13 protein-coding genes are annotated in these 16,402 nt (G+C 72.3%); 7 read left to right on the top strand and 6 right to left on the bottom strand.

Annotated elements, in window-relative coordinates:
- Positions 1–120 precede the first annotated feature (120 nt).
- The 3 genes from ACZ6QQ_RS08905 to ACZ6QQ_RS08895 all read left to right on the top strand — a co-directional run bounded on the left by ACZ6QQ_RS08905 (position 121) and on the right by ACZ6QQ_RS08895 (position 4,432).
- The gene (locus ACZ6QQ_RS08905; RefSeq protein ID WP_465875336.1) at positions 121–2,742 is read left to right on the top strand and encodes an MXAN_6230/SCO0854 family RING domain-containing protein; all 2,622 of its coding nucleotides are present in this window, start codon (positions 121–123) and stop codon (positions 2,740–2,742) included.
- Between the two features lie 182 nt (positions 2,743–2,924).
- Positions 2,925–3,617 carry an RNA polymerase sigma factor gene (locus ACZ6QQ_RS08900; protein WP_465875334.1) on the top strand — a complete coding sequence of 231 codons (693 nt, stop codon included), beginning with the start codon at positions 2,925–2,927 and terminating at the stop codon, positions 3,615–3,617.
- On the top strand, positions 3,614–4,432 hold the full coding sequence (locus ACZ6QQ_RS08895; RefSeq protein WP_465875333.1) for a hypothetical protein: 819 nt from the start codon (positions 3,614–3,616) through the stop codon (positions 4,430–4,432). Before ACZ6QQ_RS08900 ends, ACZ6QQ_RS08895 begins: the two co-directional genes overlap by 4 nt.
- A 115-nt stretch (positions 4,433–4,547) precedes the next feature.
- On the opposite strand, the gene ACZ6QQ_RS08890 is transcribed toward ACZ6QQ_RS08895, so the two are convergent.
- The 4 genes from ACZ6QQ_RS08890 to ACZ6QQ_RS08875 all read right to left on the bottom strand — a co-directional run bounded on the left by ACZ6QQ_RS08890 (position 4,548) and on the right by ACZ6QQ_RS08875 (position 9,402).
- Entirely contained in the window at positions 4,548–6,140 is a 1,593-nt protein-coding gene (locus tag ACZ6QQ_RS08890) for an MDR family MFS transporter (RefSeq protein ID WP_465875332.1), read from the bottom strand.
- A gap of 81 nt (positions 6,141–6,221) precedes the next feature.
- Complete coding sequence (locus tag ACZ6QQ_RS08885) at positions 6,222–6,842, bottom strand: TetR/AcrR family transcriptional regulator (protein WP_465875331.1); 621 nt, start codon at positions 6,840–6,842, stop codon at positions 6,222–6,224.
- A gap of 79 nt (positions 6,843–6,921) precedes the next feature.
- Positions 6,922–8,148: an exonuclease domain-containing protein gene (locus ACZ6QQ_RS08880; RefSeq protein ID WP_465875330.1), complete on the bottom strand. Its 1,227-nt coding sequence runs from the start codon at positions 8,146–8,148 to the stop codon at positions 6,922–6,924.
- A 147-nt stretch (positions 8,149–8,295) separates the two neighbouring features.
- Positions 8,296–9,402 carry an Ig-like domain-containing protein gene (locus ACZ6QQ_RS08875; RefSeq protein WP_465875328.1) on the bottom strand — a complete coding sequence of 369 codons (1,107 nt, stop codon included), beginning with the start codon at positions 9,400–9,402 and terminating at the stop codon, positions 8,296–8,298.
- A 205-nt stretch (positions 9,403–9,607) separates the two neighbouring features.
- Here ACZ6QQ_RS08875 and ACZ6QQ_RS08870 point away from each other — a divergent pair, with 205 nt between their 5' ends.
- Entirely contained in the window at positions 9,608–10,942 is a 1,335-nt protein-coding gene (locus ACZ6QQ_RS08870; RefSeq protein WP_465875327.1) for an AAA family ATPase, read from the top strand.
- Positions 10,943–10,949: 7 nt separating this feature from the next.
- On the opposite strand, the gene ACZ6QQ_RS08865 is transcribed toward ACZ6QQ_RS08870, so the two are convergent.
- Together ACZ6QQ_RS08865 and ACZ6QQ_RS08860 are read right to left on the bottom strand one after the other, a co-directional pair.
- Positions 10,950–11,609 carry a response regulator gene (locus ACZ6QQ_RS08865; protein WP_465875325.1) on the bottom strand — a complete coding sequence of 220 codons (660 nt, stop codon included), beginning with the start codon at positions 11,607–11,609 and terminating at the stop codon, positions 10,950–10,952.
- Positions 11,606–12,817, bottom strand: a complete 1,212-nt coding sequence (locus tag ACZ6QQ_RS08860; protein WP_465875324.1) for a sensor histidine kinase — start codon at positions 12,815–12,817, stop codon at positions 11,606–11,608. Before ACZ6QQ_RS08860 ends, ACZ6QQ_RS08865 begins: the two co-directional genes overlap by 4 nt.
- A gap of 130 nt (positions 12,818–12,947) precedes the next feature.
- Here ACZ6QQ_RS08860 and ACZ6QQ_RS08855 point away from each other — a divergent pair, with 130 nt between their 5' ends.
- The 3 genes from ACZ6QQ_RS08855 (at position 12,948) to ACZ6QQ_RS08845 (ending at position 16,284) form a co-directional block, all read left to right on the top strand.
- Positions 12,948–13,859, top strand: a complete 912-nt coding sequence (locus ACZ6QQ_RS08855; RefSeq protein WP_465875322.1) for an ABC transporter ATP-binding protein — start codon at positions 12,948–12,950, stop codon at positions 13,857–13,859.
- Complete coding sequence (locus ACZ6QQ_RS08850) at positions 13,856–14,716, top strand: hypothetical protein (RefSeq protein ID WP_465875320.1); 861 nt, start codon at positions 13,856–13,858, stop codon at positions 14,714–14,716. Before ACZ6QQ_RS08855 ends, ACZ6QQ_RS08850 begins: the two co-directional genes overlap by 4 nt.
- A 122-nt stretch (positions 14,717–14,838) precedes the next feature.
- Positions 14,839–16,284 carry an alpha/beta hydrolase family protein gene (locus ACZ6QQ_RS08845; RefSeq protein WP_465875318.1) on the top strand — a complete coding sequence of 482 codons (1,446 nt, stop codon included), beginning with the start codon at positions 14,839–14,841 and terminating at the stop codon, positions 16,282–16,284.
- Positions 16,285–16,402: the final 118 nt, after the last annotated feature.

Genomic DNA, 16,402 nt, shown 5'->3' with positions numbered 1-16,402 from the left:
CGGTCTGCGGCGAGGGCGGCTCCTGGGCGTGCTTCCTTCTATCTTCTTCTTAAAAAGGCAACTAGTGCGCCCGATCTCCGCCCTCGCCGTCTATCCACTGTGGAAAGGGCGGTGTCGGCCGTGGCGATCGCGCTCGGTACGGGTTCCAAGCGGGTCACCCCGGACCCGGTCGCGCTCGCGTTGCTGCGCCGGTCCGGGCTGGTCGTACCGGGGCTGCTCGCCGGTGGTCGGAAGGTCAAGCGGCCGGGGCGCCAGTCGGTGCCGGCCGAGCCCGGTCTGCTCGCGCTGGAAGCCGACGTGCTGGCACTGGGCTACCTGATCGGACCACGGCTGCGCGGCTACCTGGCCGGGCGGGAAGTCGAGCGGCTCGCCGCGATCGGCCTCGGCCTGATCGGCGCGCTGGAGTCGATCGTCGGCGCGGACAAGCCGCACGTCCCCCTGTTCCGCAACTTCCCGCGCAGCGTCCCCGAGGACACGTACACGCTCTGGGTGCGGCGGGTTTTCACGCTGCTGCTCCAGCAGCCGGACCAGCCGTGCGTGCTGTGCGGGGACGTCGAGACCGTACGCCCGGTGGCACCCTGCGCGCACCTGATCTGCGACGACTGCTGGGACCTGGGCGACTACACCGGCTGCCCGATCTGCCACCAGCGGATCGACCCGGTCGCACCGTTCCTGCACCCGGCCCGTGCGACCGGCGCCACCGGTCAGCTCCCGCCGCCTCGGCGGGTCGCCGTGCTCGAACTCGTCGACGACCTGGGCCGCTCGGTGGGCCTGGCGGTCGAGGCGATGCTGGCCCGGCGTACGCCGCTCACCCCGCAGGACAAGGGCGAGCTCGGCGTGCTGCTCGACCGGGTCGGACACGGCGACCTGGACTGGCTGCCGGACGAGATCCCGATCCGGGAGACCCGCGCGCTGGTGCTCGCCCGCCTGGTCGCCGACCCGTCGCTCGCCGACCGGCTGCCCGACCTGTTCACCACCCACATCGGCACGGCCACCGACGCGCTCCGCCTGCTCTACGTCCTGAACGGCGGCGACGCCGGACTGGTCACCGCGCCGACCCGGCGCCGTTCGCTGCCCCGGCGGCTGCGCCGGCTCCTGCTCGCCCGCCTGGACGCGCTGCCGCTCGCCGCGCTGGTCGAGGACCTGCACCGGCACGGGCCGGCGTGGCAGCGGATGGCGGAGAACCTGCACCCGTTCGAGCAGGCCGACCGCCACCCGCAGGCCGCGGCGGCGTTCGCCGTGCTGCGCGGGACGCCGGTCGACACCGGCACCGGGTTCGGGCGGCTGCTCGCCGGTGTGGCCGCCGCGCACCCGACGATCCTGGAACACGACCGTGGTCGGCTGCGCACCTCGGGCTGGGCGGCACGGGTGGAGGACGCCCTCGTGGCCTGGGACATCGGCACCGCGCTCGACCTGCTCGCCCGGCGTCCGGGCGTACTGGCCCGTCGGCTGGTCGAGCTGGCCTCGCGTACGGACGAGCCGGAGGCGCTGGTCACCACGGCCGGCGCGGCGCTGCGTACGGTGGCGCCCGGGGTGCTGATCGCCGCCCTGGGTGCGGTCCGGGCGGCCACCTGGCCGGCCGGCACCCGCCTCTACTTCCCGCGCGGTGGCAGCGCCCGGCTCTGGGCCGAGCCGGATCACCGGCCGCGGCTCGACGCGGACCTCGGCGCCGCGCTCGACGCGATGCTCACCGGGGAACTGCTGGACCGCGCCGCCGGGCTGGCGCCGGTCGGGGTCGCCCTGCTCGACGCAGGCCTGGCCGACCTGGTCGCGCCGTTCACCGAGCGGACCGCGTCGGCAACCCTGGTACGCCTGCCGCGCGGCAGCAGCCAGCCGCTGCCGGACGGGCGGATCGTGCGGCTGTTCCTGCACTGGACCGAGCCGGCCGGCACCCGCGTCGACCTGGACCTGTCGGTGGCCATGTACGACCGGGACGGTGGGTTCGTCGGCTGGTGCGACTACACCCGCCTCCGGTACGGCGACCGGCTGGCCGTGCACTCCGGCGACCTCACCTCGGCACCGGCGCCGCTCGGCGCGAGCGAGTTCGTCGACCTGAACGTCTCCGCGCTGCGCAAGGAGGGGATCCGTTATCTGACGATGGTGGTGTTCAGCTACAACGACGTCCCGTTCGACGCGATGACCGACGCCTTCGCCGGCTTCATGGGCGACCCCGGCCAGGGTGGTACGCCGTTCCAGCCGAAGGCGGTCGAGCAGCGGTTCGACCTCACCGGTTCGGTCAAGGTCGCCACCCCGCTCCTGGTGGACCTGGAGGAGCGGCGGCTGCGCTGGGTCGACGCCGCGATCGGTGGCACCGGTGGCGAGCACTCGGTGGCCCGTTACTCGCGTACCCTCGGGCGGCTCACCGCCGCGGTGGACCACTACTTCGCCGCCGGTCGGCGGGTCAGCCTGTGGGAGTTGGCCTGCTGGCACGCGGCGGCCCGCGCGGCCACCGTGCTGGTACGACACCGCGACGGCACGGTTGTCGGCTACCGGCGCGACGACGGCGAGTCGATCGTGGCGTTCGCCGCCCGCCTGGTCGCCCTCGGCCCACCCGACCAGGAGGTGACCGGGGAGGACCCGGGCGGACCAGGTACGCCGCCGCCGGACTTCGCGGCGCTGGTTCGCGGGGACGTGACGCTGCTCGGCGGCGCGCAGGCGTACGCGCTGTACCGGTCCGGGCTCGACGCCGGCACGGTCGACCTGCTCGACGCGGCCGACCTGCTCGGCGTGCTCAGCCGCTGACCGCTCCACGCCAGCCGGTGACCGCGCCGTCCGTCCGGTCACCGGCAACCTCCGGATACCGCACGTCCGAGGGGCCGGGGGTGTGACGAAACGGTGGTCCGCGACGCTGAGTCCTTGGTGGAGTGGCTCTGCCGTGCGGAGGGGGTGCTGATGTCGCAGTCGTATCTTTGGCCGAGAGCCCGATGAGTGGTCGGGTGGACCATGACAGGGCTGCCGACACCGATGAGCTGTCGGCCTCCGTCCTCGGTGCCCAGGCCGGCGACGAGGAGTCGTTCTGCCGCCTTTACCGGGCGGTCCAGCCACTCCTGCTCCGGTACCTGCGCGTACTCGTCGGTGCCGCCGCCGATGACGTGGCCTCGGAGACCTGGTTGCAGATCGTCCGCGATCTGTACTCCTTCCGCGGCGACTATGACAGCTTCCGGGGGTGGGCGGCGACGATCGCCCGGCACCGGGCACTGGACCACGTCCGATACCAGCGCCGCCGACCGAGCGTCGCGGTTCCGGTGGAGGAGTTGGGTGAGTTGGCCGACGCGGCGGACACCGCCGGGCTGACCGAGGAGGCCCTCGCGACCCGCGCGGCGATCGAACTCATCGCGACCCTGCCGCCCGACCAGGCCGAGGTGGTCCTGCTCCGGGTGGTGCTCAACCTCGACGTGGCGACGACCGCGCGGGTTCTGGGCAAGCGGGCCGGTGCGGTACGAACCGCCGCTCACCGGGGGCTGCGCCGGCTCGCCGAACAACTCCGGCAGCGGGCCACCGTCACCACGGTGACCGCCGGCACCATCGGCCCGGATCGGGGCGACGCGACAGCGGCGGGGCGGGACGGTGCGACTGTGACAGCGGCGGGGCGGTTGACGCTGAAGGACATGAGATGAGCAGACCCCCGTACCACGGGAGCGACCGCGACCCCGCCGAGCGCGTACGCGACGACGGGTCGGACGACCTTGCCCGGTTGCTCGCCGCAGCGTCCACGCCCGCGCATCCGGACGAGTTGTCCGGCGAGCCGGTGGTGCTGAGCGCGTTCCGGGCCCACCACGAGGGCCGGATCCGTCGGCCGCCGGGTCGCCGCTCCGTCCCGGCGGCGCTGGCCGTCAGATTCCTCACCGTGAAGGTCGCCCTCGCCTCGGTCGTGGCGGTCGCCGCCACCGGTGGCGTGGCGCTCGCCGCGACCACCGGCGTGTTGCCCGACGCGCTGGTCAGCGCCGGGTGGACCGGTACGCCGGGCCGCCCGCACCCCACGTCCGCGCCGCCGCAGGCGGCCACCCGGTCACCCACCCCGGCCCCGCGTGACCTGTGCCGGGCCTACCGCGATCGAACGAGTGAGAGTGAGGGCGGCATGTTGGACGACCCGCACTTCCGGACCCTGATCGAGGCCGCCGGGGGACGCGCCGACGTGCCCGGCTACTGCGACGGGCTGCTGGCCGGCGGCGGGGCCGTGGTTCCGCCCACGGCCGGCGGTTCCGCCGAGCCGGGTGACCGGCCGGCCCAGCGGACCGGCCAGCCCTCGTACCCGCCGGGTAAGCCCACCGGCCTGCCGGGCAACCAGCCCTCGTACCCGCCGGGTAAGCCCAGCAGCGTGCCCGGCAACAGGCCCAGCAGCCTGCCCGGCAACAGGCCCACCGACCGGCCGGGTAACCAGCCCACCGATCGGAGCGGTAAGCCGGACCGGCCCGCCGTACCCCGCTCCTGACGGTGTGTCGGGCGGGGGCGGTGCCCGAGCCGACCGCGCCGACCGGGACGGACGCCGCGAGCCCGCACCCCGGCAAGGGGTACGGGCTCGCGCTCGGTGACGCGGGTCGGGCGGCTCAGTGCATCGGCGCTACGGTCGCCGCCGTCGCCTGCTCTTCCTGTTCGAGCCGTTCGGTGCCGCTGAGGGTGCTCAGCGGCTTCTCCTTGATGAAGATCACCGCGATGAACGCGAGCAGTGCGATCGGTGCGCCGACCAGGAACAGGTCGGCGGTGGCGGTGCCGTACGCGTCCTGCACGATCCGCAGCACCGGGGCGGGCAGGGTGGCGAGGTCGGGTACGGCGGCGGTGCCGCTGCCACCGCCGGCCGCCGCCGGAAGGTTCTCGGTCAGCAGCGAGGTGACCCGGTTGGCCAGGACGGCGCCGAGGGCACTGACGCCGATGGCACCGCCCATGCTGCGGAAGAAGGTCAGCACGCTGGTGGTGGCGCCGAGTTCCTGCGCGGGTACGTCGTTCTGGGCGGCGAGGACCAGGTTCTGCATCAGCATGCCGACGCCGATGCCGAGCACCGCCATGTAGACCGACAGCACCAGCACGCTGGTCCGGGCGTCGATGGTGCCGAGCAGCACCATGCCGGCGGTCATGATGGCGCCACCGGCGACCAGGTAGATCTTCCATCGGCCGTACTTGGTGATGAGCTGGCCGGCGATGGTGGACGAGACCAGCAGGCCGAAGATCATCGGCAGGCTCATCAGGCCGGCCACGGTCGGCGACTTGCCCAGCGCGATCTGGAAGTACTGCGACAGGAAGACGGTGCCGCCGAACATGGCGACGCCGACCAGGATGCTCGCCACGGTGGCCAGCGAGACGGTGCGGTTGCGGAAGATGCCGAGCGGGATGATCGGCTCCGCGACCCGTGACTCGACCCAGATCGCCAGTGCCAGCAGCACCAGGCCGCCGACGACCATCAGCGCGGTCCAGCCGGACGCCCAGGCGAACCTGTGCCCGGCGAGCGAGGACCAGATGAGCAGGGTGGAGACGCCCGCGATGATGAGGGCGGCACCGGCCCAGTCGATGTTGACCTTCCGGCGTACGACCGGCAGGTGCAGGGTGCGCTGGAGCAGGAAGATCGAGATCAGGGTGAACGGTACGCCGATCAGGAAGCACCAGCGCCAGCCCAGCCAGGAGGTGTCGACCAGCACGCCGCCGATCAGCGGGCCGGCGATGGTGCCGACGCCGAACACCGCGCCGAAGATGCCGGCGTACCGCCCCAGTTCGCGCGGCGGGATCATGGCGGCCATGACGATCAGGGCGAGCGCGCTCATGCCGCCCGCGCCGATGCCCTGGACGATCCGGCTGACCAGCAGCACCTCGACGTTCGGGGTGAAGCCGGCGATCAGCGAGCCGACCACGAACAGGCCGAGGGAGAGCTGGATCAGCAGCTTCTTGCTGTAGAGGTCGGCCATCTTGCCCCAGAGCGGGACGGTGGCGGTCATGGCCAGCAGTTCGCTGGTGACGATCCAGGTGTAGACGGTCTGGCTGCCGTGCAGGTCGGCGATGATGCGGGGCAGCGCGTTCGCCACCACCGTGGAGGCCAGGATCGACACGAACATGCCGACCATCAGGCCGGAGAGGGCCTGGAGGACCTCCCGGCGGGACATGCGACCGGAACCGACCTCGGCGGGTTCGGATGGCGCGGCGGTTGTGGTCATCGACGCTTCCTTACTGAACTGACGAGCAGGGGTGGATGGCCCCGGCGCCGACGGGCCGGAGCGGGAAGTGGGTGGGTCGGTTCAGGTGGTGGACCGGGGGTCGGGTAGGCCGGCGGCGACCCCGGCGAACGCCTCGTCGACGAGGGTGGCGAGCGGCAGGTTACCGGCACTGCCGGCCCAGCGGATCATGGCGACCCGGAAGGCCGCGCCGGTCACGGCCGCGACCAGGGCCGGATATCCGTGGTCCGGTCCGACCCCGGTACGCGCGGCGAGCGCCTCGGTGATCGCCCGCTCGGTTTCGGTGCCGCTGGCCACCAGCCGGGGCAGCAGCCCCGGATTGTGCGCCACCACCCGCATCCGCAGGAACCACAGTTCGGCGTCGGCCTGCATCTCGTCGACCACGGCGGTCAGCGCCAGCCGGACGGCCTCCAGCGCGGGCTCCTCCGGCGGCACGGCCGCCAGCGCCGCCAGTACCCGGGCGCTCTCGCCGGCCTGGTCGCCGACGAGCGCCTCGTCCTTGGAGGAGAAGTAGTTGAAGAACGTCCGCGCGGAGACGTCGGCGGCCTCGCTGATCTCCTCGACCGTGACCTGGTCGAGTCCGCGTTCGGCGACCAGGCGCAACGCGGCGGCCATCAGGGCGTCGTGGGTCTGCCGCTTCTTGCGGTCCCGGCGCCCCGGACCGGCGTTGTCGTCGATGGTCACCCGGCTACCGTACGAATAAAATTGCAGCTGCTGCAAACTTTTACTTTGCGCAGTGAAGTGATGCGTGCCACCGCTGGCGCTAGCTGCGGTTCACCATGGCGAGGAAGGCCGCCGGGTGCACCACGGGAATCCGGTACTTCCGGGCCTGCCGTGCCTTTCCGGAGAGGCTGTCCGGGTCGGCGGCCACCAGGAGAGCGGTCTTCTTCGTCACCGAGCGGCCGACCCCGTACCCCGCGCCGATCGCCCGGGCCTCCCAGACCTCACGCGGCTCCGCCATCTGTCCGGTGAACACGACGAGGTCACCGGCGGAGAGGGCGAAACGCTGTGGTACGAGCGGCGCCGACGCGGCGCCCCGGTTGCCGGACATCGCCCGGCCGATCGCGTTCTCCACCTCGTTCGGCGGCAGATCCAGCAGGGCGGCCACCGCATGCAGGTCGCTCAGTTCCTCGGCGGTGACGATCCCGTCGTCGGCTGCCTCCGTCGCCAGCGAGCGCAGGTACTGCCGGTGCAGGGCGACCACGTCCGGGCGGGTGAGTGCGAGCGCGCTCGCGGTTTCCACCAGCGAGTCCATCTCGCTGGCCGACAGATAGCGGTCGAGCAGCGCCCGGTCGAGCAGGGCCAGGTACGCGTCCGCCTGCGGCGGCTCGGGTACGCGTGGCAGCCGGTCGACCAGGCGGGCCAGGAAGTGGTCCTGTTTGCCTGCGGCGGCGCCGCGGGTCAGCCCGGTGACGCCCGCAACGGTCGTCAGCTGCGGCCACACCTGTTTGCCCGCGAGCCGGATCGAGTCCTCCCACGGCGGTGGTTGGCCCGCCGCGTCGAGGTAGTAGCCCAACAGGCGGGCGGCCGCGAGCGCGTCGTCGAGTGCCGAGTGTGCCTGCTGCTGGGGAATCGCCGCGGCCAGACAGCAGTCGGCGAGACTGCGGCTGGCCAGCGGGAGAAACTGCGGTGCCAGTCGCATCGTGCACAGGCCGTCCGCGTGGTGCACCGGGACGGTCGCTCCGATGCGGGCGTACTCGGCGGCGACGAAGCGGGCGTCGAAGGTGAGATTATGCGCGACGACGAGCCGGTGCCGCAGGCGTTGCGCGATCTCACCGGCGAGGTGGCGGAACGTCGGTGCGCGCCGGACGTCGGCCGCCCGGATCCCGTGTACGTGCTGCGGGCCGAGGTCACGCTCCGGGTTAACCAGGCTGGACCACTGGTCGGTGATCCGTCCCCGACCGTCCACGTGCACCACCGCGATCTCGCAGATCCGATCGTGCATGCCCGGATTGAATCCGGTGGTTTCCACGTCGATGACGGCGTACACCCGGCGTCACCCTCTCCATTGTCGAGGACGGAGACGCCACCCTATGGGCAAAGGATCGAGGACCAGAACACCCGAAGGTACCGGTGATCGGCATGGTGGTCGGGTCGGGTCGACCGATCAGCCAGGTGCTGCCGGTGCAAACTCGGGTCAGTCCTTCATGTTCACGGTGACGACGGCGGTGTCGCTCAGGCCGCCCTCGGTCAGCCGGTAGGTGAACGAGTCGGCGAGCGCGTGGCTGGCCGTACGGATGTAGTTCACCTCGTAGCGGGAGTCGACATTGGTCAGGTAGCCGTACTTCGGCGCCTTGGTGATGGTGAGCGTCGCCATGCTGGTGGCGACGTCGTTCACCCGTACCTTGATCACTTTGGGGGTGGCCCGGTACGCGTGCGCCAGGTCGTCGTGGGCGATCGGGGTGGTGCTGAAGGTGCCGTCGCCCCGACCGAGGTACTCGATCGTCGTACCGTCCGACTCGGAGGTGGTCCGTACGTCGGGTCGGCCGTCGGCGTTCAGGTCGAGCACCTTGAGCACGTACGTCTCGTTCGGGTCACCGGTGCGCAGGGTGATCTGCCGACCGTCGTCGAGCAGCACCCGCACCGCACCGTCCTCCGGATACTCCACGCAGTTGATCACCACGTCCTGTCGTCCGTTCATGTTCAGGTCGGCCAGCAGGAACCTCGGATCGGTGCAGGTGTAGTCGATCGGCCCCGGAACCAGGGTCCCGGCGGTGGTGTTGAGATAGGTGGTGAAGCCGCCGAAGTAGGTGCTGACGTGGAGGTCGGGCAGGCTGTCGCCGCCGAACTGGGCGACCCCGATCTCGTCGGTCTCCCAGAGGCCGGGCAGTGTGCCGACCGGCTGGAAGTTTCGCAGGATCAGCAGGCCGTAGTCGACGACCGGGCCGCAGCACCAGCCGACGATGACTTCCGGTGTGCCGTCGCCGCCGATGTCGAGCACGGTTCCGGCGTCCGGGCAGAATTCCGAGTTCGGGTCGCCGGTGATCGGGTACGGGTGCGACGTCGGGGCACCGAACCGACCGGCCGCGTCGCCGGGGAAGACGTTCGCCGCGCAGTGTTCGCCGTCGAAGCCGAGCGTGATCCGGTCGGTGAGGCCGTCCCCGGTGAGGTCCCCGTAGAACGGCTGGTTCGTCCCGGCCGCCGAGACGGCCGGCGGATGGAGCCCGAGTACGGTCACCAGGCTGGCGGCGAGGACACCGACGGTGACGATCAGTTGGCGTTTGCGTGCACGTACGATCCACATTGGTCTGCTCCTCGAATATCCGCAAAGGCCGTCTGACCTCGGGTTTCTCGGACGGTAGCGGTCCCTGGTCCACGCGGCCGTTTTCTGACAGTGATCTGACAGTCACTCTCAGTGTCGTTGGGTCGGGTTCGGCCCGGCGGCTGGGAGCGGATCGGTGCGGGCCGGTAGTGTGCCGGACACCGTCGGGTGGAAAGTGGGGCGGCGCATGGGCACGGGTTTGGCGTTGCCGCCGTCGGTCGAGGCGGGACGGGTGGTCGACGCGGTCCTGGCCGACCTGCGTACCGGCGCACACCGGGGCGTGGTGGTCGACTCGCCCCCCGGTGCCGGCAAGTCGACGCTGGTGGTGAGGGCCGCGGTCGAACTGGCCGCCGCCGGGGAGCCGCTGATCGTCATCGCCCAGACGAACGAGCAGGTGGACGACCTGGTCGACCGGTTGGCGGCGCAGGCACCCGGACTGCCGATCGGCCGGCTCTCGGCCGCCGACTACGTGCCGTCCGAGCGGGTCGCCCGGCACGACGGGGTCCGGGTCGCGGCCAAGGTCGCCGACCTCGGTGGTCCGGCCGTGATCATCGGTACGGCCGCCAAGTGGGCGATGATCAGCGAAGGTTCCTGGCCGTGGGCGATCGTGGACGAGGCGTACCAGATGCGCTCCGACGCCCTGCTGCGCGTCGCCGCCCGGTTCGAGCGGGCGCTGTTCGTCGGCGACCCCGGCCAGCTCGACCCGTTCTCCACCGTGGACACCGTCCGTTGGACCGGCCTGACCTGGGACCCGATGCAGAGCGCGGTGGCGGTGCTGCTGCGCCACAACCCGGACCTGCCGGTGCACCGGCTGCCGGTCTCCTGGCGGCTGCCCGCCTCGGCGGCACCGGTGGTGGCGGCGGCGTTCTACCCGTTCACCGGTTTCCGGGCCGGTACGTCGGCCGGGGACCGCACCCTGTCCCTGACCCGGCCGGGCCCCGGTGACCCGGTCGACGCGGCGGTGGACCTGGCCGCCGCCACCGGCTGGGCGCTCTACCAGCTACCCGCCCGGCACACCCCGCGTACGGACACCGAAGCGGCGGCGGCCTGCGCGGCACTGGCCCGCCGGGTGCTGGAACGCGGTGCCGTGGCGGTCTCCGAGCGGTCCGGTTCGGGTGCACCGGTCGACGCGTCCCGGATCGCGATCGGCGCAGCTCACCGGGACCAGGTGGCGGTGATCCGGTCGATGCTCGGCCCGGCCGGTGCGGACATCACCGTCGACACCGCCAACCGGCTCCAGGGCCGGGAGTACGACCTGACCGTGGTGCTGCACCCGCTCTCCGGCCGGCGCGACGCGACCGCGTTCCACCTGGAGTCGGGGCGACTCTGCGTGCTCACCTCCCGGCACCGGCACGCCTGCGTCCTGGTCGCCCGCGCCGGCATCGCCGACCTGCTCGACGCCCACCCGTCGACCGAACCGGTGCACCTCAACGTCCCGGTGAAGTTCCCGGACGGTTGGGAGGCCAACCAGTCGATGATGGCCGTGCTGGAGGGATCCCGCGTCCTCGCCGGTCGGGCGTGAGGCCGCCTCACCGGGGCGGCGCCACCAGCCCCGTCTCGTAGGCGATGATGACCAACTGGACCCGGTCGCGGGCGTCGAGCTTGGCGAGCAGCCGGGTCACGTACGTCTTGACGGTGGCGACGCTGATGAACATCTCGGCGGCGATCTCGGCGTTGGACCGGCCACGCCCGATGAGGGTCAGCACCTCGCGTTCCCGGTCGGTGATGCCGCCGACCGGGCGCGGTCGCGGCGGGGTGGGCTCGGGTCGACCGGCGAACTCTTCGATCAGGCGGCGGGTGACGCTCGGTGCGATCAGGGCGTCTCCGGCGGCGACGACCCGGATCGCGGTGAGGATGTCCTCCAGCGCCATGTCCTTGACCAGGAATCCGGACGCGCCGGCCCGCAACGCGGCGTAGACGTGCTCGTCGTCGTCGAACGTGGTCAGCACGAGGACCCGGGCCGGGCGGGGGGCCGAGGTGACCAGCCTGGTGGCCTCGATCCCGTCCATGCCGGGCATGCGGATGTCCATCAGCACCACGTCCGGGTGCACGTCCCCGGCCAACCGGACCGCTTCGGCACCGGTCGCGGCCTGCCCGACGACGTCGAGGTCGGCAGTGTCGGCGATGACCATCTGGAGGGCCGTACGCACCAGCGGCTGGTCGTCGGCGAGCACGACGCGTACGGTCATCGGACCCCGGCCGGCACCGGCAGGCGGGCCGTGACGCGGAAACCGCCCTCGGGCAGCGGTGCGGCGGAGAAGTCCCCGTGCAGCAGGCCGACCCGTTCCCGCATGCCGAGGATGCCGTAGCCGGTGCCCGAGACGCGGTCGGCGGTGCTGCCCCGGCCGGACCCGTGGTCGACGATCTCGATCGACAGCTCCTCGGGCCGATGGTCGATCGACACCCGGCAGAATCCGGTGCCCGCGTGACGCGCCACGTTGGTGATCGACTCTTGGATGATGCGGTACGCCGACAGGTCGATGTCCGGCGGCACCGGTCGGTGCTGCCCGTGCCACCGCACCTCGACCCGGACACCGGCGGCGGTCGCGGCGGCGGCCAGCCGGTCCACGTCGGCCAGGCCGGGCACCGGGTCGAGCGTCGTACCCGATCCCGGTTCGGCCTGGCGGAGCGCGCCCAGCATCCGGCGCAGCCCGGTCAGGGTCTCCCGGCTGGCGGTCTCGACCGCCGTGATCGCGGTGCGGGCCGCCGCCGGCTGGGTGTCGATGACCCGCGCCGCCGCGCCGGCCTGGAGGGCGATGATGCCGATGCTGTGGGCGACGATGTCGTGCAGTTCGCGGGAGATCCGCAGCCGCTCGGTGGTGATCGCCTGGTCCGCGTTCCGGGCGGCCAGCCGCTCGGCGTGGTCGCGGGTCCGCCGGGACGAGTTGCCGATCTGCCAGGCGATGACGGCCGTCATCGCCACGGCCAGCTGCTCCGAGGTGTCGATGGGAAAACCGAGCAGCAGTCGCGTGGCCGCGTGGACGATCAGTACTCCGAGGACCGTGGACCCGGCGGCGATCGAGGTCCGGCGTGGCCGGGTCGCGGCGACGAAACACAGGGCGACGTCGACCGCGAGGAACTGTGGGATCCTGATCGCCGTCGAGTTCAGCTCGGTCGTCGTGACGACCGCACCGGCGAGGACCAGGAGCAGGGCCGGCAACGGTCGCCGCCGCAGCAGAGCGCTGCCGGCGGCCACCATGGCGGTGGCGATGGCGAGCAGCAGCCAGCTGGCGAACACCCGGTTCAGGCCGGGACCGGGCTCGGGCTGCCACGCCGGCTCTCCCGGCAGCCGGACGGACGGGACGAACGCGTACGCCAGGCCCGCGCACCAGGCCAGGGCCGTCCAGACACCGGGCGGTACGCGCCGCAGCAGTGGCAGCGGCGGCGTGGCGGGCATGGCCCGATCGTAGTGCCGGGCCCCGGTACGGGCATTCGACCGTGGTCGTACAGCCCCGGTCCCCGGCACCGGCCGGATTGCCACCGGGGGTCAGATGTGGTGTGCGCGCGGCTTCGGCACCGTTGACCCGGTGATCGAAGTCAACGAACTGACCAAACGGTACGGAAAGACCGCCGCGGTCGCCGGTCTGACCTTCACCGTGCGTCCCGGACAGGTGACCGGCTTTCTCGGACCCAACGGTGCCGGCAAGTCGACCACGCTACGGATGATCCTCGGCCTGAACACCCCCACCGGCGGAACCGCGACCGTGGGCGGGCGGCCGTTCCGGGACCGCCCGCGCGGGCTGCGGCACGTCGGGGCGCTGCTCGACGCGCACGACGTCCATCCGGGGCGCAGCGCGGTGGCGCACCTGAGCGCGCTGGCCCGCAGCAACGGCATAGCGCGTCGCCGGGTCGACGAGGTGCTGACGGAGGTGGGGTTGGCCGGCGCGGCGCGGCGGCGGGTCGGCGGGTTCTCGCTGGGGATGAAACAGCGGCTCGGCATCGCCACCGCCCTGCTCGGGGACCCGCCGGTGCTCGTCTTCGACGAGCCGATCAACGGCCTGGACCCGGAGGGTGTGCTGTGGGTGCGGGGCCTGTTCCGGCGGCTGGCCGCCCAGGGGCGCACCGTGTTCGTCTCCAGCCACCTGATGACCGAGATGGAGAACACCGCCGACCAGCTCGTCGTCATCGGCCGGGGCAGGCTGATCGCCGCGGAGTCGCTGGCGGAGTTCGCCGCCCGCAGTACCCGGCACCGGGTGACCGTACGCACTCCGGACGCGGCCGCGCTGGCGACCGTACTGGTCGGTGCGGGCGGGGTGGTGGAGCAGGACGCCGAGGGGACCTGCACGGTCACCGGGCTGAGCGCGCCCCGGATCGGCGAACTCGCCTTCGAGCACCACATCGTGCTGCACGAGATCGCCACCCGTACCGCGTCGTTGGAGGAGGCGTTCATGGAACTGACCGCCGGCAGTGTCGAATACCTCGCAGGAGAATCCCGATGAGCATCCCGAGCCTGTCCGCACGGTCGACGTCCGCGCGTACCGCCGGGCCCCGGGCCCGGTTCGGCGACCTGCTCGCCGCAGAGTGGATCAAGCTGTGGTCGCTGCGCAGCACCTATCTGGTGCTCGGGACCGGCGCGTTGGTCTCCCTGGGAATCACCGCGAACTCCGCCCGGGTGAACACCGGCTTCGTCGCGGGCAGCGCGAATCCGCTGGAGCAGGGCGCCGCGATCGACACGATGTACACCGCCTTCGCCTCGGAGGCATTCCAGCTTCTCATGATCGTGGCGGCCGGCATCGGCGCGTCGGCACTGTCCGGCGAGTACGCCACCGGACTGATCCGTACGACGTTCGCGGCCGTGCCCGCCCGCCGTTCGGTGATCGCGGCCAAGATGGTCGTGGTGGCGGCGGTCATGCTCGCCTTCGGCACCCTCGTCTCGGCGACCTCGTTCGGCGTGACCCAGGCGATCTACGACACCCAGCACATCGGACTGTCGATCGGTGCTCCCGGCGCACTGCGCGCCGTCGCCGCGTCCGCCCTGCTCGCACCGGTGTGCGCCCTGGTCGGGATGGCCTTCGGCGCGCTCGTACGGCACGCGGCCGGGAGCATCGTCGCGACCATCCTCGTCCTGCTTCTCCTGCCGGCGCTCGTCACGGGCGAGACCTACCGGTGGGTGAGGGAGATCGGCAACGCGATGCCGCTGTCGGCGTGGCAGGCCCTGGTCAGGGATCCCACGCTCGTGCGCCATGTGTCGGAGAGGTACCCGGTGACGGTCACCGAGGCGTGGATCGTGCTCGGCGCCTGGGCGGTCGTCGCGGTGCTCGTCGCCGTGACCGTCGTCCGTCGCCGGGACGTCTGAGCCGGCCGTCCACTGTGTGGTGATGTCCGCGTCGGGATTGACATGTGACCTTCTGGTCACCTAACTTGGAGTGAGCATCGAGACGTACGCGGCACCGACCGCCGACACAGGGGAGTACGACGATGAACTCGATCCCGCGCCGAGGGTTGCTCCACGCCACCCTGCTCGCGCTGCTCGCCGGCTCGCTCACCGCCGCTCCGGCCGTCGCCGCGCCACCGCCCGGCGAATCCGGCGCCGGCACCGGGAGTCGCAGCCACACCGGCACCGAGCGGCGCAGCCACACCGGCACCATCGACGGTGCCGACTACCGGGTCGAGCTGCCCGACAACTGGAACGGCACGCTGGTGCTGTTCAGCCACGGCTACTACCCGCCGGACTGGCGACCGGAGGGGATCGCGCTGGCGAACCGCCCGGAGACCGAGCAGTGGCTGCTCGACCACGGGTACGCCCTCGCCGGATCCAGCTACCGGGGCACGGTCGGCTACGCCGTCGAGTCGGCCCTGCACGACCAGATCGCGCTGCTGGACTGGTTCGACTCGCACGTCGGCCGACCCCGGCGCACCATCTCCACCGGACAGTCGCTCGGCGCGGCCGTTGCCGTACTGCTGGCCGAACGGCACCCGCGCCGGTTCGCCGGGGTGAGCACCACGTGCGGCGAGTACGACCCGCTCGGCACCTGGAACATGGCACTCGACCTCACCTTCGCCATCCGTACGCTGCTCGCCCCCGGTGAGGACATCGACCTGGTACGCGCCGACGACCCGACCGCCAGCGCGGGCGCGCTGCAACGGGCGGTGCAACGGGCGGCCGGCACACCGCAGGGACAGGCCCGGATCGCGCTGGCCGCCTCGTTCGGCAACGTCCCCGGCTGGTACTCGGCGCACTCGCCCGAGCCGACCGACCCGACCGAGGTGATCCTGGCCCAGGCGGCGTGGCTGGAGTGGGCGTACGCGCTCGGCATGGGGCCGACCGGGCGGGCGGACCTGGAGGCGCGGGCAGGCGGCAACCCGTCCTGGAACGTCGGCGTCGACTACGGCCGTCAACTGGCCCGCTCGGCCCAGCACGAGCAGGTACGGGCGGCGTACCGGACGGCCGGGCTCGACCTGCGGGCCGACCTGGACCGGCTGGCCGCCGCACCCCGGATCGCCGCCGACCCGGCCGCCGTCGGTTACCTGTACCACTACGGCGTGCCGGTCGGGCGTACCCCGGTGCCGGTGCTGAGCCTGCACAACACCCGCGACGGCGGTGCCGTCACCGACCAGGAACGCTGGTACGCCGACCAGGTACGCCGCACCGGTGAACCGAGCCAACTGCGCCAGCTCTACGTCAACCGGGGTGGGCACTGCGCCTTCAGCGCGGCCGAGGAGATCGTGGCGCTGCGGGCACTGCTCGATCGGATCGAGACCGGCCACTGGTCCGACCTCGACCCGCACCGGCTCGACCGGGCCGCCGGCGGCTACCCCGAGCCGTACCAGTTCGTCCTGGACCTGGCCACCTTCGCGGACCGGCCGATGCCGCCGGCCTTCGTCCGGTACAGCCCGCCGCGGTTCCCGCGCCCCTCGCGTTGACCCGTCGTGCGGTGCGAACCTTTTGCCCCGCCCGACCGGTCAGGACTGGCAGAGCCGTCCGGCAGTTCGACCGGATCGGCGCCCCGGGGCGGCGAAGGGCGGTACGACCGTGGGACAG

This window comes from Micromonospora sp. NPDC049529, assembly GCF_055586685.1.
Note: the sequence above shows the minus strand (reverse complement) of the source record. Positions and strands in the feature narration are given on the sequence as shown.

Excerpts from the sequence above, each read along its gene's own strand:
- ACZ6QQ_RS08890 (WP_465875332.1), bottom strand. The coding sequence starts at position 6,140 with ATGACCACAACCGCCGCGCCATCCGAACCCGCCGAGGTCGGTTCCGGT.
- ACZ6QQ_RS08870 (WP_465875327.1), top strand. The coding sequence starts at position 9,608 with ATGGGCACGGGTTTGGCGTTGCCGCCGTCGGTCGAGGCGGGACGGGTG.
- ACZ6QQ_RS08845 (WP_465875318.1), top strand. The coding sequence starts at position 14,839 with ATGAACTCGATCCCGCGCCGAGGGTTGCTCCACGCCACCCTGCTCGCG.
- ACZ6QQ_RS08850 (WP_465875320.1), top strand. The coding sequence starts at position 13,856 with ATGAGCATCCCGAGCCTGTCCGCACGGTCGACGTCCGCGCGTACCGCC.
- ACZ6QQ_RS08865 (WP_465875325.1), bottom strand. The coding sequence starts at position 11,609 with ATGACCGTACGCGTCGTGCTCGCCGACGACCAGCCGCTGGTGCGTACG.
- ACZ6QQ_RS08875 (WP_465875328.1), bottom strand. The coding sequence starts at position 9,402 with ATGTGGATCGTACGTGCACGCAAACGCCAACTGATCGTCACCGTCGGT.
- ACZ6QQ_RS08895 (WP_465875333.1), top strand. The coding sequence starts at position 3,614 with ATGAGCAGACCCCCGTACCACGGGAGCGACCGCGACCCCGCCGAGCGC.
- ACZ6QQ_RS08860 (WP_465875324.1), bottom strand. The coding sequence starts at position 12,817 with ATGCCCGCCACGCCGCCGCTGCCACTGCTGCGGCGCGTACCGCCCGGT.
- ACZ6QQ_RS08900 (WP_465875334.1), top strand. The coding sequence starts at position 2,925 with ATGAGTGGTCGGGTGGACCATGACAGGGCTGCCGACACCGATGAGCTG.